The 15,423-nt window shown below is 66.4% G+C and carries 12 protein-coding genes; 6 read left to right on the top strand and 6 right to left on the bottom strand.

Annotation, left to right across the window (positions count from 1 at the left end):
* From OC184_RS03910 to OC184_RS03900, 3 genes are all read right to left on the bottom strand, one after another.
* Positions 1-3,396 (bottom strand): chemotaxis protein CheB, encoded by a 3,396-nt coding sequence (locus OC184_RS03910; RefSeq protein WP_265505884.1) that lies wholly within the window; start codon positions 3,394-3,396, stop codon positions 1-3.
* Positions 3,389-3,931 (bottom strand): PAS domain-containing protein, encoded by a 543-nt coding sequence (locus tag OC184_RS03905; protein WP_265505883.1) that lies wholly within the window; start codon positions 3,929-3,931, stop codon positions 3,389-3,391. The genes OC184_RS03910 and OC184_RS03905 overlap by 8 nt, the downstream gene beginning before the upstream one ends.
* Positions 3,932-4,004: 73 nt before the next feature.
* Positions 4,005-5,036: a LacI family DNA-binding transcriptional regulator gene (locus tag OC184_RS03900; protein WP_265505882.1), complete on the bottom strand. Its 1,032-nt coding sequence runs from the start codon at positions 5,034-5,036 to the stop codon at positions 4,005-4,007.
* A 123-nt stretch (positions 5,037-5,159) separates the two neighbouring features.
* Here OC184_RS03900 and OC184_RS03895 point away from each other — a divergent pair, with 123 nt between their 5' ends.
* The 6 genes from OC184_RS03895 (at position 5,160) to OC184_RS03870 (ending at position 12,465) form a co-directional block, all read left to right on the top strand.
* Positions 5,160-6,218 (top strand): sugar phosphate isomerase/epimerase family protein, encoded by a 1,059-nt coding sequence (locus tag OC184_RS03895; RefSeq protein WP_265505881.1) that lies wholly within the window; start codon positions 5,160-5,162, stop codon positions 6,216-6,218.
* Positions 6,215-7,327 carry a Gfo/Idh/MocA family protein gene (locus OC184_RS03890; protein WP_265505880.1) on the top strand — a complete coding sequence of 371 codons (1,113 nt, stop codon included), beginning with the start codon at positions 6,215-6,217 and terminating at the stop codon, positions 7,325-7,327. The genes OC184_RS03895 and OC184_RS03890 overlap by 4 nt, the downstream gene beginning before the upstream one ends.
* Positions 7,324-8,826, top strand: coding sequence for a sugar ABC transporter ATP-binding protein (locus tag OC184_RS03885; RefSeq protein WP_265505879.1), 1,503 nt, complete (start codon positions 7,324-7,326; stop codon positions 8,824-8,826). Before OC184_RS03890 ends, OC184_RS03885 begins: the two co-directional genes overlap by 4 nt.
* Positions 8,823-9,818 (top strand): ABC transporter permease, encoded by a 996-nt coding sequence (locus OC184_RS03880; protein ID WP_265505878.1) that lies wholly within the window; start codon positions 8,823-8,825, stop codon positions 9,816-9,818. The genes OC184_RS03885 and OC184_RS03880 overlap by 4 nt, the downstream gene beginning before the upstream one ends.
* A 27-nt stretch (positions 9,819-9,845) precedes the next feature.
* Positions 9,846-10,781 (top strand): ABC transporter substrate-binding protein, encoded by a 936-nt coding sequence (locus OC184_RS03875; RefSeq protein WP_265505877.1) that lies wholly within the window; start codon positions 9,846-9,848, stop codon positions 10,779-10,781.
* Positions 10,782-10,980: 199 nt separating this feature from the next.
* Positions 10,981-12,465, top strand: a complete 1,485-nt coding sequence (locus tag OC184_RS03870) for an inorganic phosphate transporter (protein WP_265505876.1) — start codon at positions 10,981-10,983, stop codon at positions 12,463-12,465.
* Positions 12,466-12,474: 9 nt separating this feature from the next.
* On the opposite strand, the gene OC184_RS03865 is transcribed toward OC184_RS03870, so the two are convergent.
* From OC184_RS03865 to fabB, 3 genes are all read right to left on the bottom strand, one after another.
* Entirely contained in the window at positions 12,475-13,305 is an 831-nt protein-coding gene (locus tag OC184_RS03865; RefSeq protein ID WP_265505875.1) for an alpha/beta fold hydrolase, read from the bottom strand.
* 69 nt (positions 13,306-13,374) lie between these two features.
* Positions 13,375-14,163, bottom strand: coding sequence for an enoyl-ACP reductase FabI (locus tag OC184_RS03860; protein ID WP_265505874.1), 789 nt, complete (start codon positions 14,161-14,163; stop codon positions 13,375-13,377).
* A 25-nt stretch (positions 14,164-14,188) separates the two neighbouring features.
* Positions 14,189-15,418, bottom strand: coding sequence for a beta-ketoacyl-ACP synthase I (gene fabB, locus OC184_RS03855; protein WP_265505873.1), 1,230 nt, complete (start codon positions 15,416-15,418; stop codon positions 14,189-14,191).
* Positions 15,419-15,423: the final 5 nt, after the last annotated feature.

Here is a 15,423-nt window from a genome sequence, read left to right as displayed (position 1 = left end):
TCAGAAACGCAGCCGCGTCCGACGGCCGGTCGGTTCCTGCGTGATCTCCAGCTCGCTGCCGATCTGGGCGGCGGCACCTTCCAGCAGGATCGAGCCGAAGCCGCCGCCGGCCTCTTCCTCGGCGCGTTCTTCGGCATAGGTCTCGATCCAGTCGAGGATGATGTCTCGGTCCACAACGCGCCACGCCACCGTCAGCCTGCCCCGGATAGGGCCAAGGACGCCATACTTGAACGCGTTCGTCGCAAGCTCGTGAAGGATCAGCGACAGGGGGACCACACGGCCCGGCAGGACCACCGCCCCATCGCCGTCCAGGACGATGTCGGCGCCGCGATATGGCGCCAAAGAAGTTTCGATCAGCCGGCGAAGCTCGATTTCGGCGCTGCTGCGGCGCTCGGTGGTCAGGCTGTGGGAATTGGCCAGCGCGGTGATGCGTTCGCAGACCTGTTCGACGACCTCTTGCGCGTCGTCGGTTTCGCGTCCCGCCATTCGCAGCATCGCCGAGATCTGGGTGAACAGGTTCTTGACCCTGTGGTCCATCTCGGAAATCACGGCCTCTCGCAGCTTGGCGGCGGATTGCGCGGCCGTCACGTCGACCATGACGCCCAGCACGCGCGAGCCGTCGTCGCCGAACCGCTCTCCGACAGCCTCCAGCCGGACGTTCGCCAGCGCCTTGGCCGATGGCGACACGACGCGGCGGAAGGGCGTGCCGGCCATGCAGGCGGCCAGGTCGGCCTGCAGGCCGTCGCGATCCTCGGGGGCGATCAGGGCGGCGAAGGCGGGCAGGGGCAGGCGGGCGGTCTGTCCGATGCCCAGAAGGTTCGAGCTGTCGTCGACGATCAGCGTCTGGCCGTCGGCGTCCAGGTGCCACACGGTGATCCGCGCCATCGACCGGACGGCCTTGAGCCGTTCATCCTGACGCTCGACCTCGACCCGCAGGTCGCGCAGGGCGGTCACGTCCTCGAAGACCAGCATGGCGCCGTCCAGATGGCCATCGGCCCCGCGATAGGGCTTGGCATCGACGCGCCAAACGCGGTCACGGCCGCCTTCGTGGATCTCGGTCCCCTGCGGCTCGCCCCGGCGGACGACCTCGGCAGCCATCTGCTGCAGGACGTCGCTGCCGAAGATGTTCGACACGTCCGCCAGCGGGCGGCCGTGGTCGGACCGGCGCAACGGAAAGATCTGCAGCGCCGCCGCGGTGAAGTTGCGGACGCGGACGTCCCGGTCCACCACCAGCAGCGGGATCTTGGTGGCCGAGAAGAAGTTCTGCAGGTCGCTGTTGGCCGCCGTCAGGTCGTCGATCTTGGACTTCAGCTCGTCGTTGACGGTGCTCAGTTCCTCGTTCGTGGACTGAAGCTCCTCGTTCATCGACATCATTTCTTCGTTCGAGCTTTTCAGCTCTTCGTTCACGGTTTCGAGCTCTTGCACGGCGCCGTGCAACTCGATCCGCGTCAGGCGCAGCCGTTCCTCCAGAAGGTCGGTGCGCGATTCGTTGACGCGCAGTTCGTCGATGTCGTCGCCGCTGTCGGTGGTGGTCTGAATGCCTGATTCTTGGAAGACGATCAGCACCGTCTGGTCGAGCAGGGGCTCGACGAACAGCGTCACGGGCTGAGTGCCGATGTCGGACCGCGCCAGCAGCTCGCGCACGATCACGGCCCGGCCGCTGCTGGCGACCTGCTCCAGCGCAGCGGTCACGGCCTCTTTTAGGCCGGAATGCACGATGGACGCGGCCAAGGCCGGCTGGCGGGCCGTCGGATCGACAGATAGGAAACGACCAAGCCGCCCGGCGGTCCAGAGAACCTCTCCTGTCGGAGAGACCTGCAGCGAGGCCGGCGCGAAACGATCCAGCACCCGCCGCTGCGCCGCAAGGCCGCCGTTGTCCGACCGACCCCCACCAGCGCCGCCAGGCCGGCGGATCGTGCCGTCGCGATCGGCATCGCCGCCCCTGAAGGGCAGCGACAGCGGCAGGCGGGCCGGCAACTCGTCCCGCTGAAACAGCCTGGCGTGACGGTCCAGTTCCGCGAAATGGGCCGATTCCCGACGCACCCCTTCCGAGGGCCCCAGGAACAGAAAGCCGCCGGGCCGCAGCGCGTAATGGAACAGGGGCAGGACCCGCGACTGCAGGTCCTCGTCCAGATAGATCAGCAGGTTGCGGCAGGAAATCAGGTCCACGCGCGCGAAGGGCGGGTCGCGCAGCACGCTGTGGAGCGAGAACCGCACCCGGTCGCGCAGGTGCGGCGTGATCTGCATCAGCGCATCGCGATGCGTGGTGTAGGGCATTCGCAGCGGCTCGGGAATGTCGGCCAGCGCGCTGATCGGATAGGTCGCTGCGCGGGCGACCTCGATCATCTTCTTGTCGATGTCGGTGGCGAAGACCGTGAAGCGCGGCCGCAGGCCCGCCTCGCGCATTTCGGCGTCGATCAGCATGGCGACGCTGTAGGCTTCCTCGCCGCTGGAGCAGCCGGGAACCCAGACGCGCAGTTCCTCGCCCTCGGCGCTGGCAATCATCGGCCGGATCGCGCGTTCGCGCAGTGTCTGGAAGAACTCGGGGTCGCGGAAGAAGCGTGTGACGTTGATTAGAAACTCGTTGACCAGAGCGTCGACCTCATCGGAGTCGCGCTGCAGGTGGTTCAGATAATCCCGCGTGTTCGAGATGTTCAGCACCTGCAGCCGCCGCCGGATGCGCCGGACCAGCGTCGACATCTTGTAACCGGCGAAGTCGTGGCCGCTGCGGTCCAGCAGCAACTTGCAGATCCGCCGCGTGTCGGCCAGCAAGACATCCTCGGCCAGATCGGCGTCGCTGGTGTCGAAGAACTGCAGGATCGCCGGGACGATCCGGTCCGGCGACAGCACGAAGTCGACCAGGCCGGTCGATTCCGCCGACAGGGGCATCCCGTCATAGCGCGCGGTGCGGGGTTCCTGCACTACGCACATGCCGCCGTTTTCCTTGATGGCACGCAGGCCCAAGGTCCCGTCAGCGCCGGTGCCCGACAGGATCACGCAGGCCGCCGACGGGCCCCGGTCCTGGGCCAGGCTTTCGAAGAAGTCGTCGATCGGACGCCGCAGGCCGCGCGGCTGGTCGAAGCCGGTCAGGCGCAGGACGCCGTCGCGGATCAGCATGCGCGCGCCGGGCGGGATGGTGTAGACATGCCCCGACTGCAGCCGGGTGCCGTCAGTCGCCTGCTGGACGGTCAGCGCCGTGCGCCGGTCCAGAAGCTCGGCCAGGACGCTGTCGTGGTTGGGGTCCAGGTGCTGGATGACCACATAGGCGGCGGGGTCCTCGCGCTGCGCCTCGCGCAGCAGGTCTTGCAGCGCCTCGAGGCCGCCCGCCGAGGCGCCGATGCCGACGACGGCGAAGTCATGGCGCTGCTGCGCCTGCTGGGGCGAGGCGTCATTCATCGCGCACAGTGATCCGCGCCAAGGTGCTGATCGATCGGGCCAGAAGCGCCGAAGAATCCGTCATGATCAAGCCGAACTGCGCCGCCGCCACGCGCAGGTCGCTGACGTTTCGGGCCAGCCTGCCGCTGTGGGCGGGCTGCGTCGCCGCCCGGTCCGCCGCGCTGATGTCGAACTGCGACGCGATGATGAAGCGGACGCGCCCGTCAAGCCCACGCAGCTTCGACATGAACACGAGATTGGTGAACATCCGGCCCTGCCGCGTCCGGTTCAGCACCGGGAAGCGGCCGTCGTCCTGGTCGTCCGAATGCAGGAACTGCGACATGGCGCGCACCTGTTCAGGAGGAGTGTCAGGGGTTTGCAGGAACCGGCAATTGCGGCCCCGAACCTCCTTCGCATCATAGCCGGTCAGGCTGCAGAAGGCGGAATTCGCCAGGCACAGCGGCATGTCGGCATCCTCGGCGGTGGCCAGGGACAACGCGATGGTCGAGCGACCGATTTGATCGCGCAGGGCTTCGGGCAATTCGACCTGGGGCATATGCATCCTGTTGGGGCAGGAAAACGCACCTGCCGTTGGCCGGACATTAAAAAACCAGCACAGGGGCCACAAGTCACGTTTTCCGCAGGACCTCCGGCGCCGGGCCGGTGCTGCCGCGGATCAGGAGGTCCACGCCGAGGGTGGTGCTGTCGGTGATTTCCTCGCCCGCCATGCGCGCCAGCAGCAGTTCGGCCGCGCGCTGGCCAAGTCGCGCGCGGTACTGGCGGATGGTGGTCAGGCCGGGAAGGCAGAAAGCCGACATCTCGATATTGTCGAAGCCCATGACCGAAATGTCCTGGGGCAGGCGCAGGCCTGCGGTCACCAGCCCGTTCATCAGGCCGATCGCCATCTCGTCGTTGTCGCAGAAGACGGCGGTCGGTCTGTCCGGCAGCGCCAGCAGGCGTTCGGCGGCCGCAAGACCGGAACGTGCGGTGAAGTCTCCCTCGACCCGGTGGGCGGCATCGGGCAGCCCGGCCTCGGCCAGTCCGGACGCAAAGCCCTGCCGGCGCGAGACCGTCAGCGAGTTTCCGGCCGGCCCGGTCACGTGCATGATCCGCCGGTGCCCGAGGCCTGCCAGGTGGCGCGCGGCCAGCCGACCGCCCTCGACATTGTCGGCCAGGACCCGCGGCGCGGAGAGCCCCTCGATCCATTCGCAGGCCTGCACCAGCGGCGGGCAGCCCGGTTCGGCAAAGAGCTTCGGGTCCAGCCCGCCGTCCAGGACGATCACGCCGTCCGACCGCGACCGGTTCAGATAGGGGCCCAGCACCTTCAGGGCCGGCTGGTCGGCCACGGCGGTGGTGTCCAGCACCAGCAGGCTGAGGTCGCGCGTCCGCAATACTCCCGAGATGCCTGAAAGAATCTGTGCAAAGAACGGGTTGGAAAGCTTCGGCACAAGCGCGAGGACCGCACCGACCTGCATCTGCCGCAGGTTCCGCGCCGTGAAGTTCAGTGTATAGCCGGTCTGAGCGATGGCCTCTTCGACGGCCTTGCGCGTCGTCTCGGACACAATGGACGGGTTCGAAATGGCGCGGCTGACCGTTGCAACTGACACGCCAGCCAGTTGGGCTACGTCGCGGATGCGGGGCGGGCGCAGGGACTGGGGCACGGCATTCTCGTTGCGGGACAGTGACAGGCTTTAGCCAAAAAATTGCTGTTGTAAACCGGATCGGCTTGTGACAGCTTCTGCTTGAAACCGATTACATAGACGGTGTTGGTTTCGGGAGGAAGCATGAAGACCATCAAGGGCCCAGGGCTGTTTCTGGCCCAGTTCGTCGGCACGTCGGCGCCGTTCGACAGCTTCGGCGCGATCACCGAATGGGCGGCCGGATGCGGCTATCTGGGGGTGCAAGTGCCTTCCGGGGCGGATGCGCTGGTGGACTTGGGCCGGGCTGCCACGTCGCGCGACTATTGCGACGAACTTGCCGGCCAGGCTGCCGAGCACGGCGTCTGCATCACCGAGCTGTCTGCCCATATCCAGGGGCAGTTGGTGGCGGTGCACCCGGCCTTCGACGCCGCATTCGACGGCTTCGCACCAGAGGCCGTTCGTGGCAATCCGGCGGCGCGGCAGGCCTGGGCGGTGGATCAGGTCAAGAAAACCATCGACACGTCCGCGATGCTGGGACTGGACCGGGTGGCGGCGTTCTCTGGCGCGCTGGCCTGGCCCTATGTCTATCCTTGGCCGCAGCGTCCCGAAGGTCTGATTGAGGCCGCCTTCGACGAACTTGCCGCCCGCTGGCGTCCCATCCTGGATCATGCCGACAGCCGCGGCGTCGATATCTGCTTCGAGATCCACCCCGGAGAGGACCTGCACGACGGTGTCAGCTTCGAGATGTTCCTGGACCGCGTGAACCAGCATCCGCGGGCGAAGATGCTCTATGATCCGTCGCACTACCTGCTGCAGCAACTGGATTATCTGCAGAACATCGACATCTATGCCGACCGGATTGGCATGTTCCACGTCAAGGATGCCGAGTTCAATCCGACCGGCCGGCAGGGCGTCTATGGCGGCTATCAGGGCTGGGTCGACCGCGCCGGCCGGTTCCGCAGCCCCGGCGACGGGCAGGTTGATTTCAGTGCCATCTTTTCGAAGCTGACGGCCATCGGCTTCGACGGCTGGGCGGTGGTCGAATGGGAATGCGCGTTGAAGCACCCCGAAGATGGCGCACGCGAAGGCGCGGCCTTCGTGCGTGACCATATCATCCGGGTGACCGACCGCGCCTTCGACGACTTCGCCAATGGCGGGGCCGACATGGCTGCGAACCGCCGGATGCTGGGGCTGGACCGATGAGCCGCCACGTTCCCATCCGCCTTGGCATGGTCGGCGGCGGGGCCGGGGCCATGATCGGCAACGTGCACCGGATCGCCTCGCGTCTCGACGGCCAGTTCGAGCTTGTGGCGGGCGCTCTGTCATCCGATCCCGACCGTGCGGCGGCCAGCGCGGCCGATGCGGGCATCGCGCGGAGCTTTACCGATTTCGAGGAAATGGCCCGCGCCGAAGCCGGTCGTGACGACGGCATCCAGGCCGTGTCGGTCTGCACACCGAACCACCTGCATTTCCCGGTGGCGCGCGCCTTCCTGGCGCAGGGCATCCACGTCATCTGCGACAAGCCGATGACCGCGACACTGGAAGAGGCGCAAGAGCTTGCCGCGATCGCGCGTTCGTCAAACGCGATGTTCGTGCTGACCCACAACTATTCGGCTTATCCGATGATCCGGCAGGCCCGCTCGATGATCGCGCGCGGCGATCTGGGCGCATTGCGCCTGGTGCAGGTCGAATACGCTCAGGACTGGCTGACCGAGGACAGCGACAGCAAGCAGGCATCGTGGCGCGGCGATCCCGCAAAGGCCGGGGCAGGGGGCGCGATCGGCGATATCGGCACGCATGCGTTCCAGCTGGCCCGTTTCGCCACCGGCCTGCGCCCCGAACGGCTGGCGGCCGATCTGTCCAGCTTCGTTCCGGGGCGCCGGCTGGACGACAACGCCCATATCCTGATGCGCTATGCCGATGGCGCCAAGGGGATGCTTTGGGCGTCGCAGGTCGCGCCGGGGACCGAGAACGGCCTGAAGCTGCGGGTCTATGGCGACAAGGGCGGGCTGGAATGGCAGCACGAGGCGCCCGAGACACTGTGGTTCACGCCCTTCGGCCAGCCGACCCAGAAGCTGCGCCGTGGCGGCCCCGGCACGGTCGCTGGCCATAGCCGCGTGCCGCCGGGCCATCCCGAAGGCTATCTGGAGGGTTTCGCGAACCTCTATTCCGAGGCGGCCGAGGCGATCCGCACCGGGCGCATCCCCGATACCCTGCCGGGCATCGACGACGGGCTGGAGGGACTGCATTTCATCGACGCCTGCGTTCGGTCGAACGCTGCCGATGCGGCCTGGGTCGAGGTGATGGCATGACCCGTCCCGTCCTGGCGCTGGAAGGCGTCACCAAGTCCTTCGGTCCCATCGAGATCCTGCACGGCGTCGATTTCGCCCTGCATCCCGGAGAGGTGCATGCGCTGATCGGCGAGAACGGCGCCGGGAAGTCCACGACGATGAAGATCCTCGCGGGCTATCTCGATCCGACTGAGGGCCAAGTGACCTTCGGTGGTAAGCCCACCCGCTTCGCCGGTTCGGACGAGGCCGAGGATCTGGGGATCATCATGATCCACCAGGAATTCAATCTGGCCGAGCATCTGTCGGTCGACCAGAACGTCTTTCTTGGCCGCGAAATCAAGCGCGGCCCGTTTCTGGACCACAAGGCGATGCGCGCCCGGACCGCAGCGCTTCTGTCTCAGCTGGAATGCCGCGTCGATCCCGCGACGCCCGTGAACCAGCTGTCGGTTCCCGATAAGCAGATGGTCGAGATCGCCAAGGCTCTGTCGCGCCAGGCGCGCGTCCTGATCATGGATGAGCCGACCGCCGTGCTGACCGGCCGCGAGACCGAGGTGCTGTTCCGCCAGATCGAGCGGCTGCGCGCCGAGGGCGTGGCGATCCTCTATACTTCGCACAAGCTGGGCGAGGTGAAGCGCATTGCCGACCGCGTGACCGTCCTGCGCGACGGCACGATGATCCGCTCCGACCGAACGGCAGATGTGACCGAGGACGACATGGCCGCCGCCATGGTCGGGCGCGAGCTGTCCGACCTGTTCCCGCCGAAGGCCGGGGGCGGCGCCGATGCCATCCTGGAGGTCGAGGATGTCTCGGTCCCAGGCGTCGTCGAGGATGCCAGCCTGACCTTGAACAAGGGAGAGGTGCTGGGCATCGGCGGGCTGGTGGGTTCGGGCCGCACCGAACTGGCCGAGGCGATCGCCGGGCTGCGCCCGCGCAGCGGCACCGTGCGCCTGAACGGGCAGGACCTGCCGCCGAACCAGGTGGCGCAGGCGATGCGTGCGGGGCTGGCCTACCTGACCGAGGACCGCAAGGGCGCCGGCCTTTTGCTGGACAAGACCCTGCGCGAGAACCTGACGCTGCCGCTGCTCGAGACGTTTGGCCGCCCGCTGATCGACCGCGGGCGCGAGGAAGCGGCTCTGGATCGCGCCATCGACGACTTCGCCATCCGGGCGCCGGAACGCGGCATGAAGGTGGGCGACATGTCGGGCGGCAACCAGCAGAAGCTGCTTCTGGCGAAGACCCTTCTGCCCGACCCCCAGGTCGTCATCATCGACGAGCCCACGCGCGGCATCGACATCGGCACCAAGCAACAGATCTATACCCTCATCGCGAAGCTTGCCGCGGAAGGCCGAAGCATCATCGTGATCTCGTCCGAGATGCCAGAGCTCATCGGCCTCGCCGGGCGCGTCATCGTCATGCATGCCGGCCGCATCGCCGGCGAACTGGCGGGTGATGCGGTCACCGAAGGCAATATCGTGCGCCTGGCGATGGGCATGGACGACCAAAAGGACAGTGCGGCATGAACACGGCAACCCTTCGACAGACCCGCCGCCCCAAGGTAAACTTGGCGGTCATCGCCCCGGTCGTGGCGCTGGTCGTGCTGGTGCTGATCGGCATCGCGATGAACCCGAACTTCCTCAGCTTTGCCAATGTCACCAACGTGCTGGCGCGATCCGCGTTCATCGGCATCATCGCCATCGGCATGACCTTCGTCATAACCTCGGGCGGGCTGGACCTGTCGGTGGGCTCGATGGCGGCCTTCGTGGCGGGCCTGATGATTTTGGTCATGAACCTGCTGACCGAAAGCATGGGGGGCGGGCTGCCTGTCATCCTGATCGGCATCGCGCTGGCGCTGTTCGCGGGGCTGGCGGCGGGCTTCATCAACGGCATCCTCATCACGCGCGCCGGGATCGAGGCCTTTATCCTGACGCTTGGCACGATGGGCATCTATCGCAGCCTTGTAACCTGGCTGGCAGACGGCGGCACGCTGTCACTGGGTTACGAGATGCGCGAGATGTACCGCCCCGTCTATTACGGCGGCATCATGGGCATCAGCTGGCCAATCATCGTCTTTGCTGCCCTGGCCATCCTGGGCGAGATCGTGATGCGCCACACCGCCTTCGGCCGGCATTGCGCGGCGATCGGGTCCAACGAAAAGGTGGCCCGCTATTCCTCCGTCGCGGTGCTGCGGGTGCGGCTGATGACCTATGTCATGCTGGGCCTGCTGGTCGGCATCGCGGTGGTCATGTACGTCCCGCGCCTTGGATCGGCCTCGGCCACCACTGGCCTTCTGTGGGAGCTTGAGGCGATTGCGGCTGTCATTATCGGTGGCACATTGCTGAAAGGCGGCTTCGGCCGGGTTTGGGGCACGGTCGTCGGCGTGCTGATCCTGTCGCTGATCGGCAACCTGCTGAACCTGACGGACTTCGTCAGCCCTTACCTGAACGGCGCCATCCAGGGCGTCGTCATCATCCTTGCGGTCGTGCTGCAGAGGAACACCGGCACGGCACGCTGATTTTCACCAGTGGGAGGAGCAACCACCATGAGAAAGACCTTGATCGCCACGACTGCGCTGATCGGCATGACGGCCGTTCCCGCGCTGTCGGAAACCATCGGCATATCGATCCCGGCCGCGACGCATGGCTGGGCCGGTGCGCTGAACTATCACGCCGAGCGCACGGTCGAGCGTCTGTCCGAGGCGAATCCCGACCTTGAATTCGTGCTGACGACGACCTCGGACCCCGGCCAGCAGGTTTCGGACCTCGAGGACATGGTCGCCACCCGCAACATCGACGCCTTGGTCGTGCTGCCCTTCGAATCCGAGCCGCTGACCGGCCCGATCCAGCGCATCGCCGACAGCGGCGTGTGGGTCACGGTCGTCGATCGCGGCCTGACGCAGGAGGGGATCGAGGATCTCTACGTGGCCGGCGACAATGACAGCTTCGGCCGCACCGCCGGCGAGTATTTCGCCGAGACGCTGGACGAGGGCGCCAAGGTGGTGGTCATGCGCGGCATCGCCTCGACCGTCGACAACGAGCGCGTCGCAGGCTTCGAATCCGCCATCGAGGGGTCCGGCATCGAGGTTCTGGCCATGGATCACGGCAACTGGAATCGCGACACCGCCTTCAACCTGATGCAGGACTGGCTGTCGCGCTTCCCTGACATCGACGCGGTCTGGGCTGCCGACGACGACATGGCCGTGGGCGCGCTGGCGGCCATCGATCAGGCGGGACGCACCGACGAGATGTTCGTCGTGGGCGGCGCCGGCATGAAGGAGATGGTCGATCGCATCCGCAACAGCGATCCGACAGTGCCGGTCAACGTCACCTATCCGCCGGCAATGATCTCGACCGCGATCGAGATGACGGCTTTGGGCCTGACCTCGGGTGCGCCGGTCAGCGGCGAATTCATCATCGCGTCCGAGCTGATTACGCCCGAGAACGCCGAAAACTACTACTTTGAAGACAGCCCTTACTGATCGGGCTTCCGCTTCGGGGCAGGGCCTGTCCCGAAGCACTCCTGCGGCCGCGGCGACCGGCCGCCTGACCTGCGGTGCCTAAACTTGGGCGCGCAGGGAAACCATTCCTCTGCTCGGCGTTGCTCTTGGTAACGTCCGGTCCGGCTTGAAGCGCGGCCCGTTTCTGCATAGGCAGCCTTGGCCCGAGCATGAGGACATGATGGCCCAGAACGACCTAGAGACCCGCCACCTTGAAACGCTGGACCGCGACCTGGGACGGTTCTCCCAGCTTGAACGGGCCGGCGTCGCCCTGTCGCGCGGCCTTGTCGCGCCGGGGGTGGCGTTGGCCTTCGTGCTGCTGGCGGGGCTGGGCGCAATGCTGGCCTTCGGCCAGACAAGCAACACGCTGGTCGTCGTCATGGCGGCGGTCATCGGCGCCTACATGGCGCTGAACATCGGCGCCAACGACGTGGCCAACAACATGGGGCCGGCCGTCGGCGCCAATGCCCTGACCATGAGCGGCGCCATCGCCATCGCCGCCGTGTTCGAGACCGCGGGCGCCCTGATCGCAGGCGGCGATGTCGTTGGCACCATCTCTCGGGGCATCATTGCACCTGAAAGCATCGGCACGCAGTCGATTTTCGTCTGGGCGATGATGGCGGCGCTTCTGTCGTCGGCGCTATGGGTGAACCTCGCGACCTGGATCGGAGCGCCCGTATCGACGACGCATTCGGTCGTGGGCGGCGTGATGGGCGCGGGCATCGCGGCGGCGGGTTTTGGCGCGGTCAGCTGGCCCACGATGGCGACAATCGCGGCAAGCTGGGTGGTCTCGCCCCTTCTGGGCGGGCTGATCGCGGCGGGCTTCCTGTGGTTCATCAAGTCGTGGATCATCTATCGCGACGACAAGATCGCCGCCGCACGTATTTGGGTGCCGGTCCTGATCGGAATCATGGCAGGCGCCTTTGCGGCCTATCTGGCCCTCAAAGGGCTCAGCAAACTGATCGACGTGTCGTTCGGCAGTGCGCTGGTGCTGGGCGCAGTGACCGGCCTTGCGACCTGGTTGATCTGCATCCCGGTGATCCGCCGCCAGTCGCGCGGGCTGGAAAACCGTAACAAGTCGCTGAAGGTCCTGTTCGGCATCCCGCTGGTCGTCTCGGCGGCGCTGCTCAGCTTCGCTCATGGCGCCAACGACGTCGCGAACGCCGTCGGGCCGCTGGCGGCCATCGTCCAGGCCTCGGCATCGGGCAGCGTGACCGAGGCGGTGTCGATTCCCCTCTGGGTCATGCTGATCGGCGCCTTCGGCCTGTCCTTCGGCCTGTTCCTCTTCGGCCCCAAGCTGATCCGCATGGTCGGCAGCCAGATCACCAAGCTGAACCCGATGCGGGCCTATTGCGTGTCGCTGTCGGCGGCGCTGACGGTGATCGTGGCCAGCTGGCTGGGGCTGCCGGTCAGCTCGACCCATATCGCCGTCGGCGCGATCTTCGGCGTCGGCTTCTTCCGCGAGTGGGACGCCGAGCGGCGCCTGCGCGCCACGATCGGGGCCGCACCCGAACGTCCGCGCCTGGCGGCCGAGGAGCGGCGCCGTCGCAAGCTGGTGCGCCGCTCGCATGTGCTGACCATCGCCGCAGCCTGGGTCGTCACCGTCCCCGCCGCCGCCGCGCTCTCGGCAGTGCTGTTCTGGGTGCTCAGCAGCATCGGCGGCTGAGCCTTTCCCTCAGCCCCCGGCCCGGCAGGCAGAAAGCCACCGCGAGAGAACCTCAAGCGATTGGGGTTCGTCCAGCCAGGGCACATGGGCGCGACCGGGAACGTCAGCCCTGATCAAGTCGGGCCGAATCTGCTGCATCCGGTCGGCGACCGCCGGGGACAGAAGGTCGCTGTTGGCGCCCCTGATCAGCGCCACAGGCAGATCGCCCGTCGCCTGCCACAATGGCCACAGATCCGCGGGCTCGCCTTCGAAGGCGGCCAGGAACGCTTCGCGCAGCGTCGGATCATAGTTGATGCGCAGGCCTTCGGCTGTCTGGTGATAGTGACGCCGCGCATCTTCCAGCCAGCGGCCCTCGGGGACATCGTCAAAGCCCGTCATCGCCGCCGGAAGCCGCGCCGCCAGCGCTTCGTGCGTCGCAGATGCTGGGTTCCGGCCGACATAGTCGAAGATCCGCTCCAACCCAGCATGCTCGATCTCGGGGCCGACATCGTTCAGGCAAAGGCCCAGCAGGCGATCATGCGCAGTGGCCGCCAGGAACAGGCTGATCAGCCCGCCGCGCGAGGTGCCCAGGATCGCCGCCTTTGCAATACCCAGATGATCCAGAAGCTCGACCGCGTCCCGCGCTTCGCACGGGACGGTATAGGACGCGGCGCCGGTCCAGTCTGACCCGCCCCGCCCGCGATAATCCATGCGGATCATCCGGATGTCCGTCAGGTGCGGGGCCACATAGTCGAAATCCGCCATCGTCCGCGTCAGCCCGGCCAGGCACAGCACAGGCAGCCCGGTACCCTGATCCGAAAATGCGATCCGCGCCCCGTCCTTCGTCACGAAATGCGTCATGCAGCGGACCTTCTTCTTTGCACGAAAACCCGAACGTCCGGCCACGGCGGTCGATCAGGCGGCAGTTTCCTAGAGATTCTCGCTCTGCGGCATGCCCAGCACGTGATAGCCGCCATCCACCGTCACGATCTCTCCGGTGGTGCAGGCGCCCCAGTCGGACAGCAGCCAGACCGCCGTGCCACCAATTGCCTCAAGCGTGGCATTGGCGCGCAAGGGGGCATTCGCCTCGGTGTGGCGGAAGGTCCGGCGGGCGCCCCCGATGGCGGCCCCGGCCAGCGTCTTCATAGGGCCTGGGCTGATTGCGTTCACGCGGATGCCGTCCGGGCCCAGATCGTTCGCCAAATAGCGCACGCTGCTCTCCAGCGCGGCCTTGGCCACGCCCATGACGTTGTAGAAGGGTGTCACCCGGTTCGAACCGCCATAGGTCAGGGTGATGATCGATCCGCCGTCCGACATCATCGGATGGGCGCGGCGGGCGACCTCGATCAGGGAATAGCAGCTGATCTCAAGGCTGCGCTTGAAGTTCGCGCGGCTGGTGTTCATGAAGCGGCCGGTCAGTTCGTCCTTGTTGGAGAACGCGACAGCGTGGATCAGGAAGTCCAGCTTCCCCCACCGCTGGCCGATGGCTTCGAAAGCCGCGTCAAGGGACGCATCGTCCGTCACGTCCACATCGACCAGGAAGTCCGATCCCACGGACGCCGCCAGAGGCTCGACACGCTTGCCGAACGCTTCGCCCTGATAGCTGTAGGCCAGTTCAGCACCTTCGGCCGCCAGCGCCCGCGCGATGCCCCATGCGATGGATCGCTCATTGGCGACCCCCATCACAAGCCCTCGCTTGCCCTTCAGAAGATCACCCATGCTCGGCCCCTTGCTTTTTCTTATGTCATTCCAGGTATCGGGACATCAGCAGCGTGGCATTGGTGCCCCCGAAGCCGAAGCTGTTCGACAGAACCGAATCCAGCCCCGCATCGTCCACGCGGCTTGTCGCAATCTCGCCCGGCTGGATCTCGGGGTCCAGAGTGGTGACATTTGCGGATGCTGCAATGAAGTCATTTTGCAACATCAGCAGGCTGTAGATCGCCTCGTGCACGCCGGTCGCGCCCAGGGAATGCCCGGTCAGCGACTTGGTCGAACTGACCGGTGGGGTGCTGCCCTCGCCGAAGATGCGGCGGATCGCCCTGATCTCGCCCATGTCGCCGACGGGGGTCGAGGTGCCGTGCGCGTTGATATAGCTGACGCTGCGGCCTTCGGGCAGGGTCCCGAGTGCCACGCGCATGGCGCGTTCGCCACCCTCGCCCGAGGGGGCGACCATGTCATAGCCGTCGCTGGTCGCGCCATAGCCGGTCACCTCGGCATAGATCTTGGCGCCGCGGGCCTTCGCATGCTCGAGTTCCTCCAGCACGACGACGCCGCCGCCGCCGGCGATGACGAAGCCGTCGCGCGTCGCGTCATAGGGTCGCGAGGCGCTTTCAGGCGTGTCGTTGTATTTCGAGGACATCGCGCCCATGGCGTCGAAAAGGCAGGACAGCGTCCAGTCCAGTTCCTCGCCGCCGCCAGCAAAGACGATGTCCTGCTTGCCCATCTGGATCTGCTCGACCCCGTTGCCGATGCAATGCGCACTGGTCGCGCAGGCCGAGGTGATCGAGTAGTTCACCCCCTTGATCTTGAAGGGCGTCGCAAGGCAGGCGCTGTTGGTCGACGACATGCAGCGCGTGACCATGAACGGCCCCATGCGCTTGGGGCTGCCCTTCTCGATGACGATCTGGTGCGCCTCGAAGAAGTTCGACGTCGACGGCCCGCCCGATCCCATGATCAGGCCGGTGCGCGGGTTCGACACGTCGCCTTCCTCAAGTCCGCTGTCCTTGATCGCCTGCTCCATCGCGATGAAGTTGTAGGCCGCGCCCGGACCCATGAAGCGCAGGTTGCGCTTGTCGATGTGGTCCTCCAGCTTGATCTGCGGCATGCCATGGACCTGACTGCGAAAGCCATGTTCGGCATATTCGGGGGCGAAGACGATGCCGGACCGGCCCGTGCGCAGGCTTTCGGTGACTTCGTCGGCGTTGTTGCCGATGGGCGAGACGATCCCCAGCCCGGTGATGACGACGCGGCGCATGGTGG

Origin of the sequence: Paracoccus rhizosphaerae (assembly GCF_026162645.1) — a bacterium.
Classification (GTDB): domain Bacteria; phylum Pseudomonadota; class Alphaproteobacteria; order Rhodobacterales; family Rhodobacteraceae; genus Paracoccus; species Paracoccus rhizosphaerae.
This window is presented reverse-complemented; position numbering and strand designations above follow the sequence as displayed.